This window comes from Streptomyces sp. NPDC057486 (genome assembly GCF_042802415.1).
Lineage (GTDB): Bacteria > Actinomycetota > Actinomycetes > Streptomycetales > Streptomycetaceae > Streptomyces > Streptomyces yanii.
This window is the reverse complement of sequence record NZ_JBHVEE010000114.1, coordinates 1-14,503: the sequence shown is the minus strand read 5'-3', so window position 1 is coordinate 14,503 and position 14,503 is coordinate 1. Positions and strand designations below refer to the sequence as shown.

12 protein-coding genes are annotated in these 14,503 nt (G+C 71.6%); 10 read left to right on the top strand and 2 right to left on the bottom strand.

Annotated features, from left to right (window positions below; all coding sequences use genetic code 11):
* Nucleotides 1-19 precede the first annotated feature (19 nt).
* The 5 genes from ACFU6I_RS36285 (at nt 20) to ACFU6I_RS36265 (ending at nt 5,559) form a co-directional block, all read left to right on the top strand.
* Nucleotides 20-781: a hypothetical protein gene (locus ACFU6I_RS36285; RefSeq protein ID WP_384374930.1), complete on the top strand. Its 762-nt coding sequence runs from the start codon at nt 20-22 to the stop codon at nt 779-781.
* Nucleotides 778-2,103, top strand: coding sequence for an ATP-binding protein (locus ACFU6I_RS36280; protein ID WP_384374927.1), 1,326 nt, complete (start codon nt 778-780; stop codon nt 2,101-2,103). Before ACFU6I_RS36285 ends, ACFU6I_RS36280 begins: the two co-directional genes overlap by 4 nt.
* A 55-nt stretch (nt 2,104-2,158) precedes the next feature.
* Nucleotides 2,159-3,538, top strand: a complete 1,380-nt coding sequence (locus tag ACFU6I_RS36275) for an FtsW/RodA/SpoVE family cell cycle protein (protein WP_384374924.1) — start codon at nt 2,159-2,161, stop codon at nt 3,536-3,538.
* Nucleotides 3,535-4,992, top strand: a complete 1,458-nt coding sequence (locus tag ACFU6I_RS36270) for a peptidoglycan D,D-transpeptidase FtsI family protein (protein ID WP_384374921.1) — start codon at nt 3,535-3,537, stop codon at nt 4,990-4,992. Before ACFU6I_RS36275 ends, ACFU6I_RS36270 begins: the two co-directional genes overlap by 4 nt.
* 87 nt (nt 4,993-5,079) lie before the next feature.
* Nucleotides 5,080-5,559 carry a DUF3291 domain-containing protein gene (locus ACFU6I_RS36265; protein ID WP_384374918.1) on the top strand — a complete coding sequence of 160 codons (480 nt, stop codon included), beginning with the start codon at nt 5,080-5,082 and terminating at the stop codon, nt 5,557-5,559.
* A gap of 295 nt (nt 5,560-5,854) precedes the next feature.
* Here ACFU6I_RS36265 and ACFU6I_RS36260 read toward each other — a convergent pair whose 3' ends face one another.
* The gene (locus ACFU6I_RS36260; RefSeq protein ID WP_384374915.1) at nt 5,855-6,964 is read right to left on the bottom strand and encodes a ferritin-like domain-containing protein; all 1,110 of its coding nucleotides are present in this window, start codon (nt 6,962-6,964) and stop codon (nt 5,855-5,857) included.
* 178 nt (nt 6,965-7,142) lie between these two features.
* On the opposite strand from ACFU6I_RS36260, the gene ACFU6I_RS36255 reads away from it, so the two are divergent.
* The 5 genes from ACFU6I_RS36255 (at nt 7,143) to ACFU6I_RS36235 (ending at nt 13,445) form a co-directional block, all read left to right on the top strand.
* Nucleotides 7,143-8,078 (top strand): diiron oxygenase, encoded by a 936-nt coding sequence (locus tag ACFU6I_RS36255; protein WP_384374912.1) that lies wholly within the window; start codon nt 7,143-7,145, stop codon nt 8,076-8,078.
* Nucleotides 8,079-8,162: 84 nt separating this feature from the next.
* Nucleotides 8,163-8,915 (top strand): TetR/AcrR family transcriptional regulator, encoded by a 753-nt coding sequence (locus tag ACFU6I_RS36250; protein WP_384374909.1) that lies wholly within the window; start codon nt 8,163-8,165, stop codon nt 8,913-8,915.
* Between the two features lie 33 nt (nt 8,916-8,948).
* Nucleotides 8,949-9,215 (top strand): hypothetical protein, encoded by a 267-nt coding sequence (locus ACFU6I_RS36245; RefSeq protein WP_384374906.1) that lies wholly within the window; start codon nt 8,949-8,951, stop codon nt 9,213-9,215.
* Between the two features lie 263 nt (nt 9,216-9,478).
* A complete protein-coding gene (locus ACFU6I_RS36240) occupies nt 9,479-12,091 on the top strand; it encodes a PQQ-binding-like beta-propeller repeat protein (RefSeq protein ID WP_384374904.1) in 2,613 nt (870 codons plus the stop codon).
* Nucleotides 12,092-12,284: 193 nt separating this feature from the next.
* Entirely contained in the window at nt 12,285-13,445 is a 1,161-nt protein-coding gene (locus ACFU6I_RS36235) for an NlpC/P60 family protein (RefSeq protein ID WP_384374902.1), read from the top strand.
* Nucleotides 13,446-13,642: 197 nt separating this feature from the next.
* On the opposite strand, the gene ACFU6I_RS36230 is transcribed toward ACFU6I_RS36235, so the two are convergent.
* Entirely contained in the window at nt 13,643-14,365 is a 723-nt protein-coding gene (locus ACFU6I_RS36230; protein ID WP_384374899.1) for an FG-GAP repeat domain-containing protein, read from the bottom strand.
* Nucleotides 14,366-14,503 lie beyond the last annotated feature (138 nt).

Sequence of the window (14,503 nt, the reverse complement as noted above, 5' to 3'; positions counted from 1 at the left end):
TCCGGGAAGGGAGGGAGTCATGCGCCCGCATCGCCGGGCTTCGCGCCGCGCGAAGGCGGCTCTCGCGGCCGGCTTCGGCACCGCGCTGCTGGCCGGCTGCGGCGCCGGCGGCGAGCTGAGGAGTGCCGGAAGGGCCCCGACCGCCATCGGGCCCGCCCGGCTCTGGCCGCAGCTGCCGCCCGCCACCGCCGCCCCGTACGACTACGGCGAGGGCGCGACGGCGCGCATCCTCGGGATCACGGTCCCGCACGACGATGTGCACGAGGTGGACCCGGTCGCCGTGGTGCAGGCCGACCTGTTGGCCACCACCAGCCGGTCCAGCGGTTCGGACGAGCTCCCCGCGGACACGGTCCGGAAGATCACCGCGTGCCGCACCGCGCCGGCCGCCTGCCCGGTCCTGCAGCCGTACTACCGCGATCTGACGGGCGACGGCAGGGACGACATGGTGCTCGGCGTGCGGCGGAGCGACGGGCGGCTCTCCGTGCGCGTCTACATGGCGGAGGCGGGCGGGCTGACCCGGATCATGGCCGTCTCGGACTCCGTGATCAGCGTGGAGCTGGCCGGGTCGGACGTGATCATGCGAGTGCCGTCGACGATCGCCGGATACGAATACCGGACGGCCTGGTCCTGGGACGACCACCAGCGCGCGATGCTGCCGACGCGGGACGAGATCCTGCGGAAGGCGCCGGAGACGGCGCCCAGCGGCCGGCCGAGCGCGGAGCCGAGTCCCGAACCGACCATGGCGCCGCCGACGGTCACGGCCTCCGCGGGGCGGCGATGAGGCGACGGAGACTGCGCGCGCCCGCGTGGACCGCGACGCTCACCTGGAAGGCGGCGGTGTTCATCACCGTGATGTGCTGCGCACTCGCCGCGCTGCTGGGCGCGCTGGTGCACACCGCGGTGACCCGGGAGACGGTCGCCGAGGCCCGCACCGAGGCGCTCTCCCGGCTGGACGACGTCACCGCGGCGTACAAGGCGGGCGAGGAGCTCCCTCCGGGTTCCGGTATCGATCCGCCCGGGCTGCCCGCGTCCCTGCGCGCCCTCGCCGTGAGCGGGCGTCAGGGCACGCTCGTCGCCCGCCGCCACGGGCGTCCGACCATGTGGGCGGCAGGCCCGGCCGACGGCCGCGCGCTGGCCACCGCGGTCGACTACAGCCAGAGTGCCCACGTGATCAACAGCCTCGACCGGGCGATCGTCGGCTCCTCGCTGCTCGCGATCGGCGCCACGCTGCTGGTCGGCGCGTTCGCCGTCACCCGGGTCACCCGTCGGCTGCACCAGACCGCCCGGGTGGCCCGCCGGATCGGTGCGGGCGATCTCGACGCCCGCGTCGACGATCCCCGCACCCGGGACCCGTCGCGCCCGCAGGACGAGGTGGCGATCGTCGCCGGTGCGCTGGACACCATGGCGTCCACGCTCCAGCGCAAGCTGCTGGCCGAGCAGCGCTTCACCGCCGATGTGGCGCACGAGCTGCGCACCCCGCTGACCGGCCTCTCGGCCGCGGCCGAGCTGTTGCCGGCGGGCCGCCCGGCCGAGCTGGTGCGGGACCGGGTGCGGACGATGCGGGCGCTGACGGAGGATCTGCTGGAGATCTCCCGGCTCGACGCCCAAACGGAAGAGGTCGATCTCGCGGTTCACGAACTGGCTCCGCTCGCCGTTCGCGTGGCGGGCGCCTCGGGAACGGAGACCGAGGTCCGCGTCCTGGGGGCGGAAGCCGGAACCGGGGCGAGGCCCGTACGGGTGGAGACCGACAAGCGGCGGCTGGAGCGGGTCCTCGGCAATCTGATCGCCAATGCGCACAAGCACGGCCGGCCGCCGGTGGTCGTGACGGTCGACGGGCCGGTGGTGACCGTACGCGATCACGGTCCGGGGTTCCCGGACTATCTGCTGGCCGGTGGTCCTCAGCGGTTCCGTACCGAGGGCAGCGGCAAGGGCCACGGGCTCGGACTGACCATCGCCGTCGGGCAGTCGGCGGTCATCGGCGCCGAGCTCGTCTTCGCCAACGCGGAGGACGGCGGGGCGGTGGCGCGGCTGACGCTCCCGGAGTACGTGCAGCTCGACGGCGGCGAACCGCCCGGCCATGACGACCAGACAGAGGCGACGTAAGGGAAATTAACTGACATAAGGGGAATATGGTGCACCTCTTGCTACGTTGCGGGGCATGACCGCAACGAGGACGGACGCGCCCCCGCCGCAGCTACGCCTGCCGAAGCGGCGCGGGGTCGAGCTCGCGCTCCTCGTCGGAGCCGTCCTCATCTCCGTCTACGGCTACGCCGCCGTCGGCCTCGCGCACGACCACGCGATCCCGCCCGATGTCGCCGGTTACGGTGCCGGCCTCGGGCTGCTCGCACTCCTCGCCCATCTCGCCGTCCGCTTCCGTGCCCCGCACGCCGATCCGCTGCTGCTCCCCATCGCCGTCCTGCTCAACGGCCTCGGGCTGGTGCTGATCTACCGGCTCGACCTGGAGACCCCGAAGGACCAGGCGGCGCCCACCCAGCTGATCTGGTCGACGCTCGGGGTCGCGCTCTTCATCGTGGTCGTCGTCTTCCTCCGCGACCACCGGGTGCTCCAGCGGTACGCGTACCTGTCGGTCGCCGCCGCGCTCGTCCTGATGATCGTGCCGATCTTCTTCCCCGCGGTGAACGGCGCCAAGATCTGGATCCGGATCGGCGGATTCTCTTTCCAGCCGGGCGAGTTCGCCAAGATCCTGCTCGCCGTCTTCTTCGCCGCTTACCTCTCCGCGAACCGCAACGCGCTCGCCTACACGGGGCGCAGGATCTGGAAACTCCAACTGCCCACCGGCCGGGTGCTCGGCCCGATCGTGGCGATCTGGCTGCTCAGTGTCGGGGTGCTGGTCCTCGAGCGCGATCTGGGGACGTCGCTGCTCTTCTTCGGCCTCTTCGTGATCATGCTGTACGTGGCGACCGGCCGGACCGGGTGGATCGCGGTGGGGCTGCTGCTCGCCGCCGTCGGCGCGTTCGCCGTCGGCTCCTTCGAGCCGCATGTGCACAGCCGGGTGCAGGACTGGCTCGATCCGTTCGCCTCCATCGACGCGGGCGAGGGACCGAGCCAGCTCGCCCAGTCGCTCTTCGCGTTCGCCGCGGGCGGGATGCTGGGCACCGGGCTCGGACTCGGCCACTCCATCCTCATCGGCTTCGCCGCCAAGTCCGACTTCATCCTGGCCACGGCGGGCGAGGAACTGGGGCTCTCCGGGCTGACCGCGATCTTCCTGCTGTACGCGCTGCTGGTCGCCCGCGGCTACCGGGCCGGGCTCGCCCTGCGAGACCCCTTCGGGCGGCTGCTGTCGATCGGGCTCGCCTCGATCCTGGCCCTCCAGGTGTTCGTGATCGCGGGTGGCGTGATGGGACTGATCCCGCTGACGGGCATGGCGATGCCGTTCCTCGCCCAGGGCGGTTCGTCCGTCGTGACCAACTGGATCATCGTGGCGCTGCTCATCCGGATCAGCGACCTCGCCCGCACCCCCCACCCCGACCACGTGGAGACCGGGGACATGGCACCGATCGTGGAGGACCCGTCGTGATCCGCTACATCCGGCGGGCCGCCGCGTTCTGCCTGCTGCTGCTCATGGCGCTGCTGCTGAACGCCGCCCGCATCCAGGTCTTCCAGGCGGACCGACTGGACGACAACCCCGCCAACCGCCGCCGGACGATCGACCGCTACGACCAGCAGCGGGGCAACATCCTGGTCGGCGGGAAATCGGTCACCGGCTCCAAGAACACGGACGAGCAGCTCGCCTACGAGCGCACCTACACCGACGGGCCGCTGTACGCGCCGGTGACCGGGTACGCCTCGCAGACGTACGGCACGACGCTCATCGAGAACGCCGAGGACGACATCCTCTCCGGCACCGATCCGCTGCTCGCCCCGCTGCCGCTGTGGGACGAGATCACCCGCAGCCGGCAGCCCGGCGGCAACGTCGCCACGACCGTCAAGGACTCCATGCAGCGCGCCGCGTACGCCGGGCTCGGCGGGCGGCGGGGTGCGGTCGCCGCCCTCGAACCGTCGACCGGCAAGATCCTGGCGCTGGTCTCGACCCCTTCGTACGACCCCGAACGGCTCTCCGGCACCGGTTCGTCGGTCACCGACGCCTGGCGGCAGTTCAACAGGGCGAGGAGCCAGCCGATGCTCAACCGGGCGATCCGGCAGACCTATCCGCCGGGCTCCACCTTCAAGATCGTGACGGCGGCTGCGGCGCTCGACGCGAATGTGGTCGAGGACCCCTATGCGGAGACCGACACCCCGTCCCCGTACGTCCTGCCGGGGACCAGCACCACGCTCCCCAATGAGGCACGCGGCTGCGAGTACGCGTCGCTCGCCGAGGCGATCCGGGTGTCGTGCAACACCGTGATGGCCCATCTGGGGGTGGACGTCGGACTCGACGGGATGGTGAAGGCGGCGCGGAATTTCGGCTTCAACGACAGCGGGCTGAGGATCCCGTCCGGCGTGGCCAGAAGCAACTTCGACACCGATATGAGCAACGACCAGCTGGCCCTGTCGTCGATCGGACAGTTCAACACGACGGCGACACCGCTGCAGATGGCCATGGTGGCGTCGGCCGTCGCGAACGGCGGTGACCTCAAGTACCCGTATCTGGTGGACCGTACGACGACCAGGAGCGGCACCACCGTCCATCAGAACGGCCCGCGCTCCTACCACCAGGCGATGAGCCCGCGGACGGCGACGCAGCTGCGACAGATGATGATCGACGTCGTCGAGCAGGGCACGGGGACCAATGCCGCGATCGACGGGGCGACGGTCGGCGGCAAGACCGGCACCGCTCAGCACGGCATCGACAACTCCGGTACCCCGTACGCCTGGTTCATCTCCTGGGCACAGGCGCCGAACGCGAGCCGGCCGGCGGTCGCGGTCGCGGTGGTCGTCGAGGACGCCGCCGCGAAGCGGGCGGACATCAGCGGAGGCGGCAGCGCGGCGCCGATCGCCCGGGCCGTCATGGAGGCGGCGCTGCGGGGCTGACGGCGCGCAGGGGCGCACCACCGGCCGGGCCGTCTCGCGGCTCGGAACGGCCCCTACGGCGCGGCACACGCTGATTACTGTGCGGCCATGACATCCATGACATCGGAGAACGGCCACGAACTCGCCCAGGTGAACATCGCCCGGCTCAGATTCCCCCTGGACTCACCCGAGTTGAAAGACTTTGTCGACGCCCTCGATCCGGTCAACGCGGTCGCCGACCGGGCCGCGGGGTTCGTCTGGAGGCTGCAGAGCGAAACCGGGAACGCCACCGACGTACCGGTTTTCGGAGACTCCTGGTTGATCGTGAACATGTCGGTGTGGCGCGACACGGACGCACTGACGGCCTTCATGTACCAGGGGCAGCATCGCGAACTCCTCGCCCGGCGCCGCGAATGGTTCGAGCGGGTGGAGGAGGCGATGACCGCACTGTGGTGGGTTCCGGCGGGCGAGCGCCCGACGGTGCAGGACGCCGAGGAGCGCCTGCGGATCCTGCGCGAACACGGCCCGACGGAAAGGGCGTTCACGCTACGGACCAGCTTCCCGGCGCCCGCCCCGGCCGCGGACTGATCGCCGATCGGCGTGCGCGAATCGGCACGGACGCGGGCGGTGTCCGCCGCCGGCTGATCCGGCTCGGCGGCGCGACCTGGCGCTCGACGACCCCGCCGGTGACGGCGCGGGTCGTGTCGACGCCGACGAAGCCCTCTGCCGAGGCCCGGAGGCGTGCGTCACCGCCGTGGGCATCGCGGCGACGCACGCCACGCCGCCGGAGGCTCGGGCGCGGGTGGCGGAGCCGGTGTGCGGCTTCGCGGCCGGCCTCTGAGCGCCGGCCGTCGAAGACCTTCGCACCGGGCCGGTCGCAGCACTACTGCTGCGCAGCGCCCTCCGCCATCGCCTCCTCGACCTCCGCGACCCGCGCCTGCTCCTCCGCCGCGAACCGGTCCCGGTCCAGCTGCTCGGCTATCTCCTCGTCCTGGGCCATGAGCAGGTCGAGGTTGGAGTCGCCGAGTTCGAAGACGCCCATGTCGACGTACGCCTTCTGCAGCCGCTCGCCCCACAGACCGATGTCCTTGACGCACGGCACGATCCGGCTGAACAGCAACTTGCGGAAGAGCTGCAGGTACTCCGAGTGCTCGGAGAGGTCCTTGGCCTCCTGCTTGCCTATGCCGAAGTTCTCCAGCACCTCGACGCCGCTGAGACGGTCGCGCATCAGATAGCAGCCCTCGATGACGAACTCCTCGCGCTCGCGCAGTTCGGCGTCGCTCAGCTGCTTGTAGTAGTCGCGCAGCGCCATCCGGCCGAAGGCGACGTGCCGGGCCTCGTCCTGCATGACGTAGGCGAGGATCTGCTTGGGCAGCGGCTTGGTCGTGGTGTCGCGGATCATGCCGAACGCAGCCAGCGCCAGGCCCTCGATCAGGACCTGCATGCCCAGGTAGGGCATGTCCCAGCGGGAGTCGCGCAGGGTGTCGCCGAGCAGGCCCTGGAGATTGTCGTTGATCGGGTAGAGCATCTGCACCTTCTCGTGCAGGAACCGGCCGTATATCTCCGCGTGCCGGGCCTCGTCCATGGTCTGGGTGGCGGAGTAGAACTTCGCGTCCAGGTCGGGGACGGACTCCACGATCCGGGCCGCGCAGACCATCGCGCCCTGTTCACCGTGGAGGAACTGGCTGAACTGCCACGAGGTGTAGTGCTTGCGCAGTTCGCCCCGGTCCTTCTCGGTCATCTTGGCCCAGTGCGGGGTGCCGTACAGCGTGAGGGCCTCGTCGGGGGTGCCCAGCGAGTCGGCGGGGTCGACCTCCAGGGACCAGTCGATGCGCTTGTTGCCGTCCCACTGCTTGTCCTTGCCCTTCTGGTAGAGGGCGAGAAGGCGCTCACGGCCGTCGTCGTAGTCCCAGCTGAAGCGGGCGGCGCCGGAGGCGGGCACCTGCCACAGGGGCGTGTCGGGGGCGGTGGTGTAGAGGTCGTGTGTCGACACGGACGGCTCCTTCGCCTCACATGCTCGGACAAGTTCCGCTGCGGTTGGGTCAGTTGGCAGGTTCACACGTTGGTAGACGCCGGGTCAACAAGTCGCGCGCGAGGGATTGACTGCCTTACTGACAAGCAGTCTCATAAGAAGTGACCCTCGGTAACCCACGTGTGAGGTGCCCCCAGCCATGACGACAGTGACCGAACGCGACGTGCAGGTGCTCCGCGACGCACTCGGCCCGCTCCCGGACCGCGAGCAGATCGCCGAGCGCCTCCTCGAGTCCTCGGCCAAGCACTCCTTCGATCCGGACACCGAACTCGACTGGGACGCGGCGGTCGAGGACGGCAAGTGGTTCTGGCCGCCCGAGCTCGTCTCCCTCTACGACACCCCGCTGTGGCGGAAGATGTCGGAGGAGCAGCGGATGGACCTGGCCCGGCACGAGGCGGCGTCGCTGGCCTCGCTCGGCATCTGGTTCGAGATCATCCTGATGCAGCTGCTGGTCCGGCACATCTACGACAAGCCGGTGACCAGCAATCATGTCCGTTACGCGCTGACCGAGATTGCCGACGAGTGCCGGCACTCGATGATGTTCGGCCGCATGATCCAGTGGGGGCAGGCGCCCAGCTATCCCGTACCGCGCGTCTACCACAACCTCGCGCGGGTGCTGAAGACCGTGTCCACGACGCCCGGTTCGTTCGCCGCGACCCTGCTCGGCGAGGAGATCCTCGACTGGATGCAGCGGCTGACGTTCCCGGACGAGCGCGTCCAGACGCTGGTGCGCGGTGTGACCCGTATCCATGTGGTCGAGGAGGCACGGCATGTGCGCTACGCCCGCGAGGAGCTGCGCCGCCAGATGGTCACGGCACCTCGCTGGGAGCGCGAGTTCACCCGGCTGAGCTGCGGGGAGGCGGCGCGCGTCTTCTCCGTCTGCTTCATCAACCCGCAGGTGTACGAGAACGTCGGCCTGGACCGCCGCGAGGCCGTCGCCCAGGTGAAGGCGAGCGGCCACCGGGCGGAGGTCATGCAGTCGGGTGCGAAGCGGCTGACGGACTTCCTCGACGACATCGGCGTGTTGAGCGGGGTGGGGCGCAAGCTGTGGAAGAGCTCGGGTCTGCTGGCCTGAGCCGCCTTCCCGGCGGAGGAAGCGCCGCAGGGGTGTCCGGCGGATCACGCCGGGACCCGCCGGACAGCCCTTAGGCTTCGAGGCATGACCTCTGCCGCCGCAGCCCCGCCGAACCGCGCGTACCGAAGGCTCAGCGTCGAGGAGCGTCGCACGCAACTCCTGGGCACCGCCCTCACCCTGTTCGCGCACCGGGCGCCGGACGAGGTCTCGCTCGACGAGGTCGCGGCGGTCGCCGGTGTCTCCCGTCCGCTCGTCTACCGCTACTTCCCCGGTGGGCGGCAGCAGTTGTACGAGTCGGCGCTCCGGTCCGCGGCGGACGAACTGAAACTCTGCTTCGCCGAGCCGGCCGAGGGCCCGCCCACGGAACGGGTGACGCGAGTGCTCGGCCGCTACCTCAGGTTCGTCGACGAGCACGACACCGGGTTCAGCGCCCTGCTGCGCGGCGGAAGCGTCGCCGAGACGTCCCGGACGACGGCGATCGTCGACGAGGTGCGGCGGGCGGCGGCCGAACAGATCCTGTTGCATCTGGGCCGGGGAGACGGATGTGCGCCCGGTCCCCGGCTGCGGATGTTGGTGCGGACCTGGATCGCAGCCGTCGAAGCGGCCTCGCTGATCTGGCTGGACGAGGGGAAACAGCCCGACGCCGACGAGCTGCGCGACTGGCTGGTCGACCAGTTGATCGCCCTGCTCGCGGCCACCGCGGCAACGGACGGGGAGACGGCGTCCGTGGTGGCCGCACTGCTGTCGCTGGAGACCGCATCCGGTCCTGCCGGGAAGCTGGCGGCCCGGCTGGTCCCCGTGGTCGGCGGGGCGGCCCACCTGCTGCCGCCGGACTGAGCCCCGGAACACACCCTGGGTCAGACTGGGGAGGTGAGAAGCGAGAACACCGCCTTCAGGGGCGGCCCACTGGACGGGCGGGTCCTCCCCGTCCTCGTCGGCTCGACCGGCCATCCGCCCAAGTGGTACGAGGTCCCGGTGCCGGACGCCGACGGCGGGCCGGCCACCGTGTACGCGTACCGGCGGGTCCCGGCCGGATACTCCAAGCGGCTGGGTGTGCAGCGCGGCTGGGTGTACGAGTACGCCCCCGAGGGCCGCGAGCGTCACACTCTCAAATGGCCCTGGTCGAAGCCGAGCTGACCCGCCGGTCCGGGCGGGGTGCGTCGACCGCCTCTCGATTGCCGGATCCCCCAAGGGCTGTCCCGTGATCCCCGGCGGGCGCACGACGACGGCCACGGCACCTCGCCGCGTTGCCGGAACGCCGAATACACCCGGTACGAGGACGCTCCTCCGCCTTGAGATGCACCGCATCCGACGCCGCGCGCTGATCCACCAGGGATTACGGGACAGCCCTTAGGATCGACGGATCCATGGTCACGAGAACGGTCACAAGGGGGTGCGCCATGGAGGCGCTGCGTCAGGACGATCCACGCCGCTTCGGTCCGTACACCGTGCTGGCGCGGTTCCGCGAGACGGCGAGCGCTGTCCAGTACCTCGCGCACGACGCGAGCGCGGCCGACACCGCCGACGGCACCGCGGACCACACCGTCGTGATCACCGCGGCCCGGCCCGAGCTTGCCGCACTGCCCGCCTTCCGCCGCCGCTTCGAGGCGGAGGCACGCACCGCGGACCGGCTGGCGGGTGGCTGGGTCCAGCCGCAGCTCGCCACCCGGACGGACGGTGGGGAGCTGTGGACGGCCGTGGCGTACGTACCGGCGCTGACGCTCGCCGAGGCGATCGACGCCGCGGGGCCCCTCCCCGAGCGTGCCGTGCGGATACTGGGTGCGGGTATCACCGAGACGCTCTCCCGGGTGCACGCCACCGGGGCCGTGCTGGAGGGGCTCGCCCCGGGGACCGTGCTGCTGACCGGGGACGGACCGCGGCTCACGGCCTTCGGCCCGCTGGGCGCTGCTGCCGATGCCGAGGCCAGAACGGGCGGGCAGCTCTCCGTGCGGCTCGGATATCTCACCCCGGAGCAGGTCGAGGGCGAGACGGCAGGACCGGCCTCCGACCTCTTCGTGCTCGGTCTGCTGCTGGCGTACGCGGCGACCGGCACGACCCCGCTCGCGGACGGCCCGGCGGCGGAGGCCGCCGAGCGGATCGCCCACGCCGAGCCGGAACTGGGCGCGGTCCCGGAGGACTTGCGCGGGCTGATCGCGCGCTGCCTGACCAAGGACCCGGCCGAGCGGCCGAGCTCCGGGACGGTGGCGGCGGAACTGGCGCTGGAGGGCGCGGCGGGCCTCGCGAGGGGCGGTTGGCTGCCGGAGCATCTGTCGAAGACGCTTGCGGAACAGGAGTCCCGCGTCAGGGAGCTGGTGTCCGAAGGGGCGGCCGACGAGCCTGCGGACAACCCCGGCGGCACAGCCCCGCGCGGGTCTCTCACCGAACCTGCCGACGCCACGCCCGACAGCCCCGCCACCGGCGCGCCCGGCGACGGCGGCCTCGGAGAGGACACCCGGACCACCCGGATCGGAAGCGTCGGCAGCCCCCGCGCCCCGGAGCCCGACCGGCCGACCACCCAGCTGTCCATCCCGCGTGAACGGACCGGTCCCCCCGACCGGCTGCCCGTCATCCTGCCGCCCGTCGCACCGCTCGTACCGCACCCGCTCCCGGCCCCGGCAGCGGCAATTACCGCCCCGCCGCCCGTGACGCCCACGCCCGCACCCGCGCCCTCCTCTTCCTCGTCCCCCTCCGCCGCCCTCGACCGTCGCACCCTGCTCTTCGGTGCGGCAGCCGGCGCGGCCGGCCTGATCGTCGGCGGTGGGGGGGTGCTCGCCCTCGGGTCCGACGGCTCCGACGCCCCGGACGACGGCAAGCCCGCCCCGTCCCCCAGCGGCCCCACCGTGGCCGGGCTGCCGCCGCAGCCGCGTTGGGTGTACGGGCACCCCGAGGCCGAACCCGCGCCGCTCACCGCCGCGCTCTGGCACGACCGGCTGCTCGTGCTGACCGGTGGGACGAAGGCCTCCGCCGTCGATCTGCGGACCGGCCGCCGCCTCTGGGAGTGCCCTGACGCGGCGAAGGGGCAGGCGGTCCTGGCTGCCGGTGACGCGTTCTGCTTCGTGGCCGGGCCGTCCGAGTTCCTCTGGTTGTCGCCGAAGGACGGAACGGTCGCGCACCGGGTGGCGTACGAGAACGCGTTCGAGGGCGCACCGTTCCTGACGGTGTCCGACGTCATCGGCCAGTCCGGTCCGGCGATCTGGTTCACCGGCTCGCGCAAGGTCACCGTGAAGGCCGAGAAGCCGAAGAAGGGCAAGAAGCGCGGGAAGGACACACAGGTCGTCACGTCGTTCCTGTTCGCGTACGACATCGTGCGGCGCAAGGAGCTGTGGCGGACCCCTGTACCCACCGGCCGGGAATCGACGACCCCCGCCTACCGGCTGATCGCCGTCCGCCCCGACGACATCGTCGTACGCCAGAAGAGCGCGACGCTCACCCCCGGCGACGTCAAGGCCGCCAAGGGCAAGGCGGTCTTCCGCGGGTTCGACCGCAAGAGCGGGAAGCTGCTGTGGACCAAGTCGTTCGGCACGGTCGGTCCGGACGGCGCAGCCGTCGGGGATGACCAGGGACTGCTGTACGCGGCGGCGGGCGACGCCCTCCAGTCGTTCGAGATGCCCACGGGCAGGCCGAAGTGGACGCTGAACGGCACGCCCGGGACCGTGTTCGGGACACCGGTCCCGGCCGGGGCCCTGCTGCACACCACCAGCCGCAACCAGGAAGTGGGCGCGGTCGAGCGGGAGTCCGGAAAGCTGCGCTGGCGGCGGTCCACCGAGGCGGTGCCCGGCGCATCGGCGCCGGTCGTCACCGTGAGTTCCAGCGGCAGGACCGTGCTGGCGGCCGGAGACGCACAGGTCACCGCGTTCGCCGCGGCGGACGGCCGGCGACTGTGGAAGTTCCAGGACATCGGGGTGCAGGACCCGAAGGGCGCCACGGTCACCGCCCCGTACCGGGTGCTGGCCTTCGGGAAGTCCGCCGTCGTCCAGCGGGAACGGATGTTCTACGCGTTCCCCGTGAAGTGACCTCGGGGGGCCGACGGGTCAGGGCCCCGGCCGTGATCCGCCGGCCCCTTGCGGGGCGTCCCGCCGTCCGGGCGAATCCGGGTGCCGCCACGCCGCACGGTTCTTGCATCGCCCGCGCCCGAGTGACCGTATTGACGAGTTGCGCTCACTCATGGGGTAGTCCCACGATCGCCCCGTTGTCGGAGGTGATCCCGTGTCGTCCAGGGTTCTGCGCACCGTCTGCGCGGCGGCACTCGCCGCGGTGGTCGCGGCCTCACCCGCCGTCGCCGCCGCCGCGGAGCCGAGCAGTCCCCGCCCCGCCCGTGAGCCACGCGCCACGAAGAGCGTCGCCGCGCTGCTGACCGAGCTCAAGAAGCTGTATCAGCAGGCCGAGGAGGCCAGCGAGGCGTACAACGGAACCACGGCGAAGCTGAGGAAGAGACAGGCGGAGGCGAAGGAGCTGGACACCGCTCTCGTCGTGGCGCGGACCGCGCTGGGCCACAGCCGCAACGACGCGGGGCGGCTGGCCCGGGAGCAGTACCAGGGGCAGTCCGACTTCTCCTCGTACGTCCAGCTGATGCTGTCCCGCGATCCCGAGCACGCCCTGGACCAGGAACAGGTGATCCGGCGGGTGGCGGCCGGCCGGGCCGCGACCGTGAAGCGGCTCACCGGCGCCGAGAAGCGCGCGGACGGGCTGGCCTCCGCGTCCCGCAAGGTGCTCGAGAAGCAGCGAGTGCTGGCCGCGCGGCAGAAGAAGCAGCGCGACACCGTGCAGTCGCGGCTGAGGAAGGTGGAGATGCTGCTGGCCGAGCTCACCGCCGAGCAGATCGCCAAGGTGTCCCGACTGGAGCAGCAGGCCACGGACAAGGCCCAGGGCACGCTGGTCACCTCGGGGGCCCTGTCCTCGGCCCGGCCGCCGTCCCAGGAGGGCGACGAGGCGGTGAGGTACGCGGTCAGGCAGCTCGGCAAGCCGTATGTGTGGGGCGCGGAGGGTCCGGGGTCGTTCGACTGCTCCGGGCTCACCTCGCAGGCCTGGGCGAACGCGGGGCGCACGATTCCGCGGACCTCGCAGGAGCAGTGGCGGCAGCTGCGGAAGGTACCGCTGAACGCGCTGCGCCCGGGTGACCTGGTGATCTACTTTCCGAAGGCCACGCACGTGGCCCTGTACGTCGGCAACGGCCTGGTGGTGCAGGCGCCCCGGCCCGGGTCGCAGGTGAAGGTCTCGCCGCTGGCGTCGAATCCGCTGCTGGGCGCCGTGCGTCCGGATCCGAAGAGCCCGTCGCTGAGCAGCTACAGCCTCCCGGAGCCGGCCCCGGACGCGTCCGGCGGCTCGGATGCCGGGTACAACTCCTCGTCCGCGCCCGGCGACGAGTAGCCGCACGCACTACCCCGTGCACACGTCAGCCGGGCCGCGCGCCGTCGCTCTCCCGGCGGGAACCGGCCCGGCTGTCGTGTCCGTCCTGGGCGGTACGACGGGTCAGGCCGCCGCTGCCTCCGGGACCTGCGTGAGGTACGCGTTCGGGATGGAGCGCCTCCACCGGGGTGTTCCTACCGGGTGGTGGGGCCACCCCACTACCCGGTAGCGATGCCGTTGTCGCTCTGGCCCTTGTCCTCGCACGACGGGTAGAACGTCCGCAGGCCGGGGTCCGGCATGGAGTCCGGGATCCGCACGCCGGTCTGTTCGGTCTCGGCCGTGTACCGCCGGTTGCTGTCGTCCGGCTCCCGGTCGAGGCCCTTCGCACCACCGAGGCGGGCCTGCACGGCGTACACGCCGTCCCCCCGGTATATGTAGGCCGCGAGATCCGGGTACCGGTCGTGGTTGTAGTCGGTGACGCCTACGGCGCGCGGCTCGCTCAGTTCGACGTGGTTGTCGCTCTGGCCGCGTCCGCGGGCCGAGAACGGGCCGAGGCGTAGTTCGGAGACGGCCGGCTCCATCGGGTCGTCGCCCTGCATGGGCCCGGTGGCCGCGATGAACAGGTCCAGCCAGCCGTCCCGGTCGAAGTCGGCCACCACCCCCATCACGTCCACCGCGCCTTCGCCCCGGTCGCCGACCAGTTGCCGGGGAGACACCGAGGTGCCGGCTCCGTGAGTCGCGCCGAAGGTGATGCGGAGCCCGGCACCGGTGAGGGAGGCGCGCGAGACCTGATCGGCCGTACCGTCGCCGTTCAGGTCGGCCCGCAGACCGCCGGACGAGGTGACACAAGTGCGGATCGCGGGGCCCGCCTTCGGCTTCGAGGGCGGATCGCCGCGGCCGTCACCGCAGCCTGCCAGGAGGGCGGCCGCGGACACCAACATCAGTGCCCCACCGGCTCGGCCGGCCCTCCGTCTGCCCGCCCCTGCCACCCGACCACCCTCCCAGAATTCGGGACCATGAGCGCGCAGATCCTCAAGGACGGAAAACCGCGTCCGGCCTGTGCGACGCCGAGCAAGACC

What these genes read in the sequence shown, in the direction of transcription:
- ACFU6I_RS36285 (WP_384374930.1), top strand. Translation starts at nt 20, where the DNA reads ATGCGCCCGCATCGCCGGGCTTCGCGCCGCGCGAAGGCGGCTCTCGCG.
- ACFU6I_RS36280 (WP_384374927.1), top strand. Translation starts at nt 778, where the DNA reads ATGAGGCGACGGAGACTGCGCGCGCCCGCGTGGACCGCGACGCTCACC.
- ACFU6I_RS36275 (WP_384374924.1), top strand. Translation starts at nt 2,159, where the DNA reads ATGACCGCAACGAGGACGGACGCGCCCCCGCCGCAGCTACGCCTGCCG.
- ACFU6I_RS36265 (WP_384374918.1), top strand. Translation starts at nt 5,080, where the DNA reads ATGACATCCATGACATCGGAGAACGGCCACGAACTCGCCCAGGTGAAC.
- ACFU6I_RS36255 (WP_384374912.1), top strand. Translation starts at nt 7,143, where the DNA reads ATGACGACAGTGACCGAACGCGACGTGCAGGTGCTCCGCGACGCACTC.
- ACFU6I_RS36250 (WP_384374909.1), top strand. Translation starts at nt 8,163, where the DNA reads ATGACCTCTGCCGCCGCAGCCCCGCCGAACCGCGCGTACCGAAGGCTC.
- ACFU6I_RS36240 (WP_384374904.1), top strand. Translation starts at nt 9,479, where the DNA reads ATGGAGGCGCTGCGTCAGGACGATCCACGCCGCTTCGGTCCGTACACC.
- ACFU6I_RS36230 (WP_384374899.1), bottom strand. Translation starts at nt 14,365, where the DNA reads ATGTTGGTGTCCGCGGCCGCCCTCCTGGCAGGCTGCGGTGACGGCCGC.